This is a genomic window from Amycolatopsis sp. NPDC003865 (assembly GCF_053605345.1).
Genome location: NZ_JBSGJA010000041.1, coordinates 16,024 through 30,352, shown reverse-complemented (window position 1 = coordinate 30,352; position 14,329 = coordinate 16,024). Strand labels below are relative to the sequence as shown.

Below are 14,329 nucleotides of genomic sequence, written 5' to 3'. Positions count from 1 at the left end.
GTGACCGGACAACAGGAGCCGACGCAGATGCGCAACGAGGACAAGCTCCGTGACTACCTCAAGCGGGTCACGGCCGATCTGAAGCTGGCCAACCGGCGCCTGCACGACGTCACCGAGCGCCGCGCCGAGCCGATCGCCGTGGTGTCGATGAGCTGCCGCTTCCCGGGCGGGGTCGCCACCCCCGAACAGCTCTGGGACCTGCTGGCCGACGGCCGCGACGCCGTTTCGCCGTGGCCGGCCGACCGGGGCTGGGACCCGGACCTCTACGACCCCGACCCCGACCGCGTCGGCCGCAGCTACGTCCGCGACGGCTGCTTCCTGACCGACGCCGCGCAGTTCGACCCCGCGTTCTTCGGCATCTCCCCGCGTGAAGCCACCGCGATGGACCCGCAGCAGCGGCTCCTGCTGGAGACCACCTGGGAGGCCTTCGAGCGGGCGAACCTCGACGCGGCAGCCCTGCGCGGCAGCAAGACCGGCGTGTTCGTCGGCGCCAGCAACCAGGGTTACGCGGGCGGCATGGTCACCGCGCCCGAGGGCCTGGAGGGGCTGCTGCTCACCGGCGGCTCGGCCGCCGTGCTGTCCGGCCGGCTCGCCTACACCTTCGGGCTCGAGGGGCCGGCCGTCACCGTCGACACGATGTGCTCGTCGTCGCTGGTCGCCCTGCACCTGGCGGTGACCGCGCTGCGGGGCGACGAATGCTCGATGGCGCTGGCGTGCGGTGCGACCGTGATGGCCAACCCGCGCAACTTCATCGAGTTCAGCCGCCAGCGCGGCCTGTCCGCCGACGGCCGCTGCCGCGCCTTCTCGGCCGACGCCGACGGCACGGGCTGGGGCGAGGGCGTCGGCGTCGTGCTGCTGGAACGGCTCTCCGACGCGCGCAAGCACGGGCACCCGGTGCTCGCGGTCATCCGCGGCACGGCGATCAACCAGGACGGCGCGTCGAACGGGCTGACCGCCCCCAACGGGCTCTCCCAGCAGCGCGTGATCGAGGCGGCGCTGGCCAACGCGCGGCTGGCGCCCGAGCAGGTCGACGTCGTCGAGGCGCACGGCACCGGCACCAAGCTGGGCGACCCGATCGAGGCGCAGGCCCTGCAGGCGACCTACGGCCGCGACCGCTCGCGGCCCCTGCTGCTGGGCACGGTGAAGTCGAACATCGGCCACACCCAGGCGGCGTCCGGGCTCGCCGGCGTGATCAAGATGGTCCTGGCCCTGCGCGCGGGCGTCCTGCCGAAGACGCTGTTCGTCGGCGAGCCGACCCCGCACGTCGACTGGACCGCGGGCGCGGTCTCCCTGCTGACCGAACAGCAGGAGTGGCCCGAGACGGGTGCGCCGCGCCGGGCAGGCGTGTCCTCGTTCGGCGGCAGCGGCACCAACGCGCACGTCGTGCTGGAGGGCGTCGCCGACGAACCCGCCGGCGTTGAAGAATCCACAGTGGACACCGCGGTGTGGGTGCTGTCCGGCCGGTCCGAAGCCGCGTTGAAGGCCCGTGCGGCGGAGCTGGCGGCGCTGCCGGACGCGACCATCGCCGACGTCGGCTGGTCCCTGGCGCACACGCGCTCGGCGTTCGAGCACCGCGCCGCGGTGGTCGGCCGGGACCTGCCCGCGCTGCTCGCGGGCGTCCGCGAGATCGCCGAATCCGGGACCGCCGCGGGCGTCGGCGGCGAGGCCACGGCCGTGGGTGGCACGGTCCTGGTCTTCCCCGGGCAGGGCGCCCAGTGGGCCGGCATGGCCGTGGACCTGCTGGGGGAATCCCCGGTGTTCGCCGCGCGGATGGCCGAGTGCGAGGCCGCGCTGGAGTCCTTCGTGGACTGGAAGCTGACCGACGTCCTCGGGGACGCGGCGGCCCTGGAACGGGTCGACGTCGTCCAGCCGGTCTCGTGGGCGGTCATGGTGTCGCTCGCCGCGCTGTGGGCGGCGCACGGCGTCACGCCGGACGCCGTCGTCGGCCACTCCCAGGGCGAGATCGCGGCCGCGGTCGTCGCGGGCGCGCTGTCCCTGGACGACGGCGCCAAGGTCGTCGCGCTGCGCAGCAAGCTGATCGCCGCCCGGCTCGCGGGCCTGGGCGCGATGGCGTCGGTCGCCGCGCCGGAGGCGAAGGTCGCGACCCTGCTCGCGGACGGGGTGTCCATCGCGGCCGTCAACGGACCCGCGTCCGTGGTGATCTCCGGCGAGGTCGCCGCCGTCGAGGAAGCCCTCGCCCGGGCCGAGGCCGACGGCCTGCGTGTCCGCCGGATCCCGGTCGACTACGCGTCGCACTCCGCCGTGGTCGAGGTCCTCGAAGCCGAACTGCTCGAAGCACTGGCGGACGTCGAACCCCTTCCCGCGCAGGTCACGTTCGTCTCCAGCGTCACCGGCGAGACCGCCTCGACCCTCGACGCCGCTTACTGGTACCGCAACCTGCGGCAGCGGGTGCGCTTCCAGGACGCGACGCGGACCCTCCTCGCCGAGGGACACCGGTTCTTCGTCGAGGCCAGCCCACACCCGGTGCTCGGCGGCGGCATCCAGGAGACCCTCGACGAGGCGCTCGACCCCGGCGCGGCGGCCGTCGTCGGCACCTTGCGCCGCGGCGAAGGCGGCCTGACCCGGTTCTTGACGTCGGCGGCGCAGCTGTGGGCGCGGGGCCACGACGTCGACTGGACGGCCGTCCACCCGCACGGCCGTCCGGTCGCTTTGCCGACATATCCCTTCCAGCGGCAGCGCTACTGGCTGGAGACCCCGGTCGGAACCGCTCCGGCGGACGACGGGTTCTGGACCGCCGTCGAGGACGGTGCCCTCACCGACGAGCTGGGCGTCACCGCCGAAACGCCCTGGCAGGAGGTGCTGCCCGCGCTGGCCGGCTGGCGTCACCGCCGCACCGAGCTGTCCACAGTGGACCAGTGGCGGTACCGGATCACCTGGCACCCGGTTCCCGAGCCGGCCCCGGCGTTGCCCGGCACCTGGCTGGTCGTGGACGCGCCCGAGGTCTGCCTCGACGCCCTGGAGAAGGCAGGTGCGGTCGTCCGGACCCTGCGGGTCGACGAGACCGACGATCGCGCGTCGCTGGCCGAGCGGCTGCGGGACGAGTCCGGCGTCGTGGGGGTGCTGTCGCTGCTCGCCTTCGACGAGCGCGCGCACGCGACGCACCCGGTGCTGCCGGCGGGGCTGGCCGCGAACCTCCTGCTCTCCCAGGCACTCGGCGACGCCGGGATCACCGCGCCGCTTTGGCTGGCGACGCAGGGCACGGCCGCCGTCGTCCCCGGCGACGAGCTGCCCCGCCCGGGCCAGGCCACCACCTGGGGCCTCGGCCGGGTGCTCGCCCTCGAGCACCCCGACCGCTGGGGCGGGCTGGTCGACCTGCCGGAGACCCTCGACGAGCGCGCCGCGACCCGGCTCTGCGCGGTCCTCACCGGGATCGGCGACGAAGACCAGCTGGCCGTCCGCGACTCCGGCGTCTACCAGCGCCGTCTGCGTCGTGCGCCGGTCGAGGGCACCGCACCCGAGTGGCGGACGAGCGGGACCGCGCTGATCACCGGCGGCACCGGCGGGCTCGGCGCGCACGTCGCCCGCTGGCTCGCCGGCCGCGGGGCCGAGCACCTGGTGCTGACCAGCCGCCGCGGACCGGACGCCCCCGGCGCCGCCGAGCTGCGAGAAGAACTCGAAGCGCTGGGTGTCGAGGTGACCATCGCCGCCTGCGACGTCGCCGACCGCGATGCGTTGTCTGCCCTGGTCAGCGGCCTGCCGGAGATCCGCGCGGTGATCCACACCGCCGGTGTCGGCCTGCTGGCGCCGCTGGCCGGCACGACGTTGCCCGAGTTCGAAGAGGGTGCCCGCGCGAAGCTCGCCGGCGCCCGGAACCTGGACGCGCTCTTCGATCGGGCCGGCCTCGACGCGTTCGTGCTGTACTCCTCCGTCGCCGGTGTGTGGGGCAGTGGCGACCACGGCGCGTACGCCGCCGCCAACGCCTTCGTCGACGCGCTCGCCGAGAGCCGCCGCGCCCGCGGGCTGGCCGGCACCTCGGTCGCCTGGGGCATCTGGGCGGGTGACGGCATGGTCTCCGACGTCGTCGCCGACCAGCTCAAGTGGCGCGGCATCCCGTTCATGGCCCCGGAACCCGCGCTGCTCGGCCTCGGTCAGGTCCTCGACCACGACGAGCCGTTCCTCGCCGTCGCCGACATCGACTGGGAGCGGTTCGTCCCGGTCTTCACCGCCGCCCGCCCGCGTCCGCTGCTGTCCGAAGTGCCCGAGGTCGCGGCCGTGCTGGCCGCCGCGTCGGAGGTCACCGAAGAGCAGACCGGCGCGGCGGGTGCGTTGCGCGCCAAGCTGTCCGCACTGTCCGAAGCGGACCAGGACCGCGAACTGCTCGCCATGGTCCGCAAACACGCGGCCGCCGTGCTCGGCTACGCCGGACCGGAGGACGTCGACGCGGCCCGCGCGTTCCGCGAGCTGGGCTTCGACTCGCTGACCGCCATCGAACTGCGCAACCGGCTCACCGCCGCCACCGGCCTCAAGCTGTCCGCGACCCTGGTCTTCGACTACCCGAACGCGACGACCCTCGCCCGGCACGTGCGCGCCGAGGTGCTCGGCGCCCCCGCCGCACCTGCCGTCGCCGCGTCGGCGGTCGCGGCCGACGAGCCCCTGGCGATCGTCGGCATGAGCTGCCGGTTCGCCGGCGGTGTCGGCAGCCCGCAGCAGCTGTGGGAGCTGATGCTGGCCGAGGCCGACGCGATCGGCGAGTTCCCCGGCGACCGCGGCTGGCAGCCCGGCTCGCTCTACGACCCGGACCCCGAGCGCGCCGGCCACAGCTACACCCGCACGGGCGGGTTCCTCTACGACGCGGCCGAGTTCGACCCGGGCTTCTTCGGCATCAGCCCGCGTGAAGCGCTCGCGATGGACCCGCAGCAGCGCGTGGTCATGGAAGCCGCGTGGGAGGCGTTCGAAGACGCCGGGCTCGACCAGGCCGCTGTGCGCGGCAGCCGCACCGGCGTGTTCGTCGGCGCGAGCGGCCACGACTACGGCCCGCGGTTGCGGGAAGTCCCCGAAGGCGTCGAAGGGCACCTGGTGACCGGCGGCACCGGCAGCGTCACCTCCGGCCGCGTCGCCTACACCTTCGGGCTCGAGGGCCCGGCGGTCACGATCGACACCGGCTGCTCGTCGTCGCTGGTCGCCCTGCACCTGGCCGGCCAGGCACTGCGGTCGGGGGAGTGCGACCTCGCGCTGGCCGGCGGGGTCGCGGTCATGTCGACCCCGGCGCCGTTCGTCGCGTTCAGCCGCCAGCGCGCGCTGGCCGCCGACGGCCGCAGCAAGCCGTTCTCCGCCGACGCCGACGGCATGGGCCTGGCCGAGGGCGTCGGCCTGCTGCTCGTCGAGCGGCTGTCCGACGCGCGGCGCAAGGGCCACCGCGTGCTGGCCGTCGTCCGCGGCACCGCGACCAACCAGGACGGCGCGTCCAACGGCCTCACCGCGCCCAACGGCCCGTCCCAGCAGCGGGTGATCCTCTCCGCGCTGGCCGCGGCCGGGCTCGAACCGTCCGATGTGGACGCCGTCGAGGCGCACGGCACGGGCACCACGCTCGGCGACCCGATCGAGGCGCAGGCGCTGCAGGCGACCTACGGGCGCGACCGCTCACGGCCGCTGTGGCTGGGGTCGGTCAAGTCGAACATCGGGCACAGCCAGGCGGCCGCGGGTGCGGCCGGTGTCATCAAGATGGTCCTGGCGATGCGCCACGGCCTGCTGCCGCGGTCGCTGCACTCGGAACGCCCGTCACCGCACGTCGACTGGTCTTCCGGGGCGCTCGAACTGCTGACGTCGGCGACGCCGTGGCCGGACAAGCCGGGACCGCGCCGCGTCGGTGTCTCCTCGTTCGGCGTCGGCGGCACCAACGCGCACGTCGTGCTCGAACACGACCCCACTCCCGAACCCGCCCTCGATCGTGCGCCGGTCCCGGGTCCGGTGCCGTGGGTGGTTTCGGCGCGGTCGGCAGCCGGTTTGCCGGCGCAGGCGGCGAAACTGGCAGGCTTCGCGGGTGACGCGGACATCGCCGACGTCGGCTGGTCCCTCGCTTCGACGCGGACCGCGTTCGAGCACCGGGCCGTCGTCCTCGGTGAGGACCGGGCGGAGCTCCTGGACGGCCTGCGCGCGCTCGGCGCCGGGACGCCGAGCGCGTCGGTCGTCACCGGGGTGGCCGGCCCGGCCGAGCGGACCGTGTTCGTGTTCCCCGGCCAGGGTGCGCAGTGGGCCGGGATGGCCGCGGAGCTGCTGGACTCGTCGCCGGTGTTCGCCGAGCGGTTCGCGGAGTGCGCGGCGGCACTGGGGTCCTTTGTCGACTGGTCGCCGTTCACCGCCCTGCGCGAATCGGTGCTGGACCGTGTCGATGTCGTGCAACCGCTGTCGTGGGCGGTGATGGTTTCGCTGGCCGCGTTGTGGCAGGCGCACGGCGTCACGCCGGACGCCGTGGTCGGGCACTCCCAGGGCGAGATCGCCGCCGCCGTCGTCGCCGGTGGACTGTCCCTTGCCGACGGGGCCAGGGTGGTCGTGTTGCGCAGCAAGGCGATCGCCGCCGGCCTGGCCGGCCAGGGCGGAATGGCTTCGATCGCCCTCGACGCCGAACACGTGGAAAAACTGCTCGCCGAATGGGCGGGCCGGATCTCGATCGCGGCGTTCAACAGCCCGTCGTCGACCGTCGTGTGCGGCGAGCCCGCCGCGCTGGACGAACTGCTCGCGCAGTGCCAGGCCGACGGCGTCCGGTCGCGGCTGATCCCGGTCGACTACGCGTCGCACTCGGCGCACGTGGAAGCGATCGAGAGCGAACTGCGGGACGTGCTCGCCGCGGTCGAACCGCGCACCGGCGACATCCCGTTCCACTCGACGGTCTCGGCCGAGCCGATCGACACCGCGACGCTGGACGCCGGCTACTGGTACCGCAACCTGCGGCAGCCGGTGCTGTTCGCCCAGACCGTCGGAGCGTTCGAAGACGCGGTGTTCGTCGAGGTCAGCCCGCACCCGGTCGTCTCGTCGGCGATCGCCGAGGTCGTGCCCGGCGCGATCACCGTCGGCACGCTGCGGCGCGGCGAGGGCGGCTTGGCGCGGTTCCGCACGTCGCTGGCCGAGCTGCACGTCCGCGGCGTCGACGTCGACTGGGCGCCGGTGTTCCCCGGCGCCCGCCGGATCCCGCTGCCGACCTACGCCTTCCAGCACCAGCGGTACTGGCTGGACGCCCCGGCCGGCGGCCGCCGAGCCAGTGGGTCCACTGTGGACGACTGGCGGTACCGGGTCGAGTGGATCCCCCTCGCCGTCGCCTCCGGGACGGTCGTGGCCGACTGGCTGGTCGTCGCCCCGGCGGGACACGACGCACAGGCCCTCGCCGACGGGCTCGGCGCGCGCCTCCTGACGCTTCCGTCCGATGTGGACCGTGCGCGGTGCGCCGAGCTGCTTCGCGAGGCGGGTCCGTGCGAAGGCGTGCTGTCCCTCCTGGCCGCCGGCGGGCTCGAACCGAATCTGACGCTGCTGCACGCTCTCGGCGACGCCGGGATCCACGCGCCGCTCTGGCTCGCCACGAGCGGCGCGGTCACCACCGGCGCGGCGGACCCGGTCCGCGCCACCGGCCAGGCGCCGACCTGGGGCTTCGGCCGGATCGCGGCCATGGAGTACCCGCAGCGCTTCGGCGGCCTCGTCGACCTCCCGGCCGACCTCGACGCCCGCGCCGTCGCCCGCCTCGCCGCCGTGCTCGGGGCACCGGGTCCCGAGGACCAGGTCGCCGTCCGCGCGTCCGGGGTCTTCGGCCGCCGGTTCGTCCGTGCGGAACCGGCCCGGGCCGGACAGCCGTGGCGGGTGTCGGGCACGGTGCTGCTCACCGGCGGCACCGGCGGGATCGGTCCGCACCTGGCCCGCTGGCTCGCCCGCGCCGGCGCCGACCGCCTGGTCCTCACCAGCCGGCACGGCCGGGACCTGCCCGGGCTGACCGCCGAACTCGCCGACCTCGGCACCGAGCTGACCGTCGTCGCGTGCGACGTCGCCGACCGCGCCCAGCTGGCCGGACTCCTCGACGAGCTGCCGGAGCTGACCGCGGTGGTGCACGCCGCCGCCGTGCTCGACGACGGCGTCATCGACAGCCTCACCCCCGACCGGCTCGCGCACGTGCTCCGGCCCAAGGCCGAAGCCGCGCGGCACCTGCACGAGCTGACCGCGGACCGCGGGCTGGCGGCGTTCGTCCTGTTCTCCTCGCTGGCGGGCACGCTCGGCGGGCCGGGGCAGGCGAGCTACGCGGCCGCCAACAGCCACCTCGACGCGCTCGCCCGCGAACGCCGGGCGGCGGGCCTGCCCGCGACGTCGATCGCGTGGGGCGCGTGGCGCGGTGGCCGCGGCGAAGGCCTGGCCGAGCAGGGCCTGCCCGCCATGGACCCGGAGCAGGCGCTGCTCGCGCTGGGACAGGCCCTGGCCGACGACGAGACCGTGCTGGCCGTCGCCGACATCCGCTGGGACCGCTACCGCAAGACCCTCGCGCAGGGCCGGCCGAGCGCCGCGTTGCTGGGCATTTCCGAAGCCGCGGCGCCGGAGACCGTCGAGACCGGCTGGGACCGGCGCCTGACCGGGCTCGACGTCGCCGAGCAGCACCGCCTGGTCCTGGAGCTGATCCAGGCCCAGGCCGCGGTGGCACTCGGCTACCCCGCACCGGAGGCCATCGAACCCGACCGCGCCTTCCGCGACCTCGGCTTCGACTCCCTCACCGCCGTCGACCTGCGCAACCGCCTGGGTGAAGCCACCGGTCTGCGGCTGCCCGTGACGCTGGTGTTCGACCACCCGACCGCCGTCGCGCTCGCCGAGCACGTCCGGCGCGAACTGGCCGGGGACACCGTGACCGAGACCGCGGCCCCGGTGGTCGTGCACGCCGACGAACCGATCGCGATCGTCGCGATGTCCTGCCGCTACCCGGGCGGCGTCGCCGGTCCCGACGACCTCTGGCGGCTCGTCGCCGACGGGGTCGACGCCGTCGGCGGGTTCCCCGCCGACCGCGGCTGGGACCTCGACCGGCACTACGACCCGGACCCGGACAAGCCGGGCACGTTCTACACCCGCGGCGGCGGCTTCCTGCACGACGCGGCGGACTTCGACCCGGCCTTCTTCGGGATCGCGCCCCGCGAGGCGCCCGCGATCGACCCGCAGCAGCGGCTGCTCCTGGAGACGTCGTGGGAGGCCGTCGAACGCGCCGGCATCGACCCTTCGGTGTTGCGCGGCAGCCGGACCGGCGTGTTCGTCGGCTCCAACTACCACGACTACGGCGCCCGGCTGCGGCACGCGCCCGGCGAGTTCGAAGGGCACCTGGCGACCGGCAGCGCGGGCAGTGTCGCGTCCGGCCGGATCGCCTACACCTTCGGCTTCGAAGGCCCGGCGGTCACGGTCGACACGGCGTGCTCGTCGTCGCTGGTGGCCCTGCACTGGGCGGTCAAGGCGCTGCGCTCGGGCGAGTGCGACCTCGCGCTGGCCGGCGGGGTCACGGTGATCTCCTCGGTCGACACGTTCGTCGAGTTCAGCAGGCAGCGCGCGCTGTCGCCGGACGGCCGGTGCCGCGCGTTCTCCGCGGACGCCGACGGTGCGGGTTGGGCCGAGGGCGTCGGCATGGTCCTGGTCGAACGGCTGTCCGACGCGCGGCGGCGCGGGCATCCGGTGCTCGCCGTGGTGCGCGGGTCCGCGGTCAACCAGGACGGCGCGTCCAACGGCATGACCGCGCCGAGCGGACCCGCGCAGCAGCGCGTCATCCGCGCCGCGCTGGCCGACGCGGCGCTGACACCGTCCGAAGTGGACGCCGTCGAAGCGCACGGCACGGGCACCACGCTGGGCGACCCGATCGAGGCGCAGGCGCTCATCGCGACCTACGGCCAGGACCGCGACCGCCCGCTGTGGCTCGGTTCGGTGAAATCGAACATCGGGCACACGCAGGCCGCGTCCGGCATCGCCGGGGTCATCAAGATGGTGCAGGCCCTGCGCTACGGCGTCCTGCCGCGCACGCTGCACGCCGAGACGCCGTCGCCGCACATCGACTGGTCCGCCGGTCGTGTGCGGCTGCTGTCCGAGCCGGTCGAATGGGCGGCGAACGGCCACCCGCGCCGCGCGGCGGTGTCGTCGTTCGGGGTCAGCGGCACCAACGTGCACACGATCCTCGAAGAGGCTCCCGCCGGTGACGAGCCGGTGGAAGCCGAGACGTCGCAACGGTTCACGGCCTGGCCGGTGTCGGCCCGGTCCGAAGCCGCATTGCGGGATCAGGCCCGTCGGTTGCTGGCGTTCACCCAGTCCGAAGCGGACTCCGCTGCGGTAGCCCGCTCGCTGGCCGCCCGCGCGAAGTTCGGGCACCGCGCGGTGATCGTCGGCGAAACCCTCGGTGAACTCCGCGACGGACTGGCGGCGCTGGCCGCGGACCGGCCTGTCCACAGTGCGCGCGCCGGCCGGACGGCGTTCCTGTTCACCGGCCAAGGCGCGCAGCGGCTCGGCATGGGCCGCGAGCTGTACGACCGGTTCCCGGCGTTCGCCGACGCCTTCGACGCGGTGTGCGCGCACTTCGACGTCCCGCTGCGGGACGTCGTGTTCGGCGACGACGCCGCCCGGCTCGACCGCACCGGCTTCACCCAGCCCGCGTTGTTCGCCCTCGAGGTGGCGTTGTTCCGGCTCCTGGAGTCGTGGGGCGTCCAGGCGGACTTCCTCGCCGGCCACTCGGTCGGCGAGCTGGCCGCCGCCCACGCCGCCGGGGTGTTTTCCCTGGCCGACGCGGCGAAACTGGTCTCCGCGCGCGGCCGGCTGATGGAGGCGTTGCCTTCGGCCGGGGCCATGGTGGCGATCGCGGCCACCGAGGCCGAGGTCGTCCCGCTGCTGGACGACCGGGTGGGGCTGGCCGCGGTGAACGGGCCGGCGGCCGTCGTGGTCTCGGGCGAAACCGAGGCCGTGCTGGCCGTGCGGGAGCACTTCGCCGCGCTGGGCCGCAAGACCAAGCGCCTCGACGTCTCGCACGCGTTCCACTCGCCGCTCATGGACCCGATGCTCGCCGAGTTCGCCTCGGTCGCCGGCGAGCTGACCTACGAGCAGCCGCGGATCCCGGTCGTGGCGGCCGGTGACGTCACGACGCCGGAGTACTGGGTGCGGCACGTGCGGGAGACCGTCCGGTTCGCCGACGGCGTCGCCACGCTGGTCGCCGACGGCGTCACCCGGTTCGTCGAGCTGGGCCCGGACGCGGTGCTCGCCGCGCTCGTCCCGGACTGCGCCGGCCCGGCCGACCCGATCTCGGTTTCCCTGCTGCGCAAGGGACACGACGAGGAACGGTCGCTGCTGACCGCCCTCGCCGGGCTGCACACCGCGGGCGCCGACGTCGGCTGGGCCGCGATGCTCGGCGCCGGCCGGCACGTCGAACTGCCGACGTACGCGTTCCAGCGGGAGCGGTACTGGCTGGACGCGCCGGCCGCGCCCGGGGACGTCACCGGCGCCGGCCTCACCGAACCCGGGCACCCGCTGCTGGGCGCGTCGGTCGCCCTGGCCGGTTCGGACGGTGCGCTGTTCACCGGCCTGCTCTCGGCGTCGAGCCATCCGCTGCTGGCGCAGCACGTCGTGCTCGGCAGCGTGCTGCTGCCCGGGACGGCGTTCATGGAACTGGCCGTGCACGCGGCGGACCGGGTCGGCTGCGAACGCGTCGAGGAGCTGACCCTCGCGGCGCCGCTGGTGCTGCCGGAGACCGGTGGCGTCCGGCTGCAGGTCGCCGTCGGCGGGCCGGACCGGTTCGGCGGCCGGTCGATCGACATCTACTCCCGCGCCGACGGCGCCATGGAGGACGAGCCGTGGACCACGCACGCGAGCGGCACCCTCGCCGCCGCGCCCGCCCCGGCCGCCGGTGACCTCACCGGCACGTGGCCGCCGGCCGGTGCCGAGCCGATCGACCTCGACGGGCTCTACGACCGCATCGCCGGGAACGGGTTCGACTACGGCCCCGCGTTCCAAGGGCTGCGCCGGGCGTGGCGCGCCGGCGGGGAGATCTTCGCCGAAGTCGGCCTGCCCGAGCCGGAGGCCGCCGAGGCCGGCCGCTTCGGGCTGCACCCGGCACTGCTCGACGCGGCCCTGCACACGGTCGCGCTGCGCGACGAAAGCCGCGCGGTCCTGCCCTTCGCCTGGGCCGGGGTGACCCTGCACGCCGGCGGCGCGTCGGCGCTGCGGGTGCGGGTCACCGGCCAGGGCGACGACACGGTCGCGTTGACGGTGGCCGACCAGGACGGGTTGCCGGTGGCCACCGTCGGCTCGCTGACGCTGCGGCCGGTGTCGGCCGAGCAGCTCGACGTCGCACGGTCGGCGTACCACGAATCCCTGTTCCGGGTGGGCTGGGTGATGGCCCCGATCACGCCGGTCAGCCACTCGGCGGCCGAACGCTGGGCGGTCGTCGGGTCCGACGTCGGCGTCCGCGTCACCAAGGCACTCGGGACCGCGGGCGTCCCGGTCGAGTCCTACCCGGACTTCGACGCGCTCGAAGCGGCCGTGATCGCGGGTACTCCGGTGCCCGAGGTCGTCGTGGTGACCAGCGGCCCGCACGACGACGAGGACGTCACGCGCGCGGTCCGGACCGCCACCCACGGCGCGCTGGAGCAGGTCCAGGAGTGGCTGGCGAGCGACCTGTTCGCCGGTTCACGGCTGGTGTTCGTGACCCGGGGCGCGATCGCGACCCGGGTCGGCGAGGGCATCACGGACCTCGCGACGGCGGCGGTCGTCGGCCTGGTCCGCTCGGCGCAGTCGGAGAACCCGGGCCGGTTCGTGCTGGTCGACCTCGACGACCGCGAAGTCTCGTACGCGGCTTTGCCGTCGGCCCTGGCCTGCGGCGAGCCGCACGTCGCGGTCCGGATCGGCGCGATCCAGGTGCCACGCCTCGCCCGCGTCCCGGCGGCGAGCCCGGCGCCGGTCGCGGCGTGGGACCCGGAAGGCACGGTGCTGATCACCGGGGCGACCGGGACGCTCGGCACGTTGGTCGCCCGGCACCTGGTGACCGCCCGCGGCGCCAAGCGGCTGGTGCTGACCAGCCGGCGCGGCCCGGCGGCGGAAGGCGCCGCCGAGCTGGTCGCGGAGCTGACCGCGCGGGGGGCGGACGTCACGATGGCCGCGTGCGACGTCGCCGACCGGGATTCGCTGGCCGGGCTGCTGGCGGCGATCCCCGCCGAGCACCCGCTGACGGCGGTGGTGCACACGGCGGGGGTGCTCGACGACGGCGTGGTGTCGGCGTTGACGACCCGGCAGCTGGACACGGCGTTGCGGCCGAAGGTCGACGCGGCGTGGCACCTGCACGAGCTGACGGCGGGGATGAACCTGGCCGGGTTCGTGGTGTTCTCCTCGCTGGCGGGCACGTTCGGCGGCACAGGCCAGGCGAACTACGCGGCGGCGAACGCGTTCCTCGACGCGCTGGCGCACGTCCGCCGGGCCGAGGGCCTGCCGGCGCTGTCGCTGGCGTGGGGGCTGTGGGCCGAGCGCAGCGGCATGACGGGCAAGCTGGGCGAGGCGGACCTGTCGCGCCTCGCGCGTGGCGGCGTCGAGCCGATGCCGTCGGACGAGGGCCTGGACCTGTTCGACATCGCGTGCGCGCTGGACGAGGCGGTGCTGCTCCCCGTGCGGCTGGTGGTGGAGGCGATGCGCGACCGGGTGGGCGAGGACGCGATCCCGGTGATCCTGCGCAGCTTGATCCGCACCCCGGTCCGCCGCGCGGTCCGGCCGGCTTCGGTCGACCCGGTGGACAGCTTGACCCACCGGCTGGCGGGGATGTCCGAGGCCGAGCGCGACGGGGCGTTGCTGGACCTGGTCCGCACGCACGCGGCGACGGTACTGGGGTACGCGGGCCCGGACGCGATCGAGCCGGACCGCGGGTTCCTGGAGCTGGGCTTCGATTCGTTGAGCGCGGTGGAGTTGCGGAACCTGCTGGGCGCGGCAACGGGGTTGCGCCTCCCGGCGACGCTGCTGTTCGACTACCCGTCGACGACGGTGCTGGTGGAGTACCTGCGGTTGGAGCTGGTCCCGGACGTCCCGGCGGCGATCCTGCCGGCGCTGGCGGAGCTGGACCGGGTGGAGTTCGCGTTGCCGGAACTGCTGGCGGACGCGCAGGCGCGTGCGACGTTGGGGTCGAGGCTGCAGGAGCTGCTGTCCCGGGTGACCGGCTCCGGTCCGGTCACGGCGGTCGAGGAACGGCTGGAGTCCGCGACGGACGACGAGATGTTCGCCCTGATCGACGAACTCGACCTCGGCTGAGCACCGACCGGGGCCCGTCCTCCCTGGGGGCCGGCCCCGGTCCAGTCTATCGCCGACCCCCGGCTAAACGGCCGGGCAAGGCATCGCACAGCCGAACTTG

General features: G+C 74.9%; 1 protein-coding gene. It reads left to right on the top strand.

The window, feature by feature from the left end; all coding sequences use genetic code 11:
- Positions 1–14,229 (top strand): type I polyketide synthase, encoded by a 14,229-nt coding sequence (locus ACWEVP_RS48860; RefSeq protein WP_452069454.1) that lies wholly within the window; start codon positions 1–3, stop codon positions 14,227–14,229.
- Positions 14,230–14,329 lie beyond the last annotated feature (100 nt).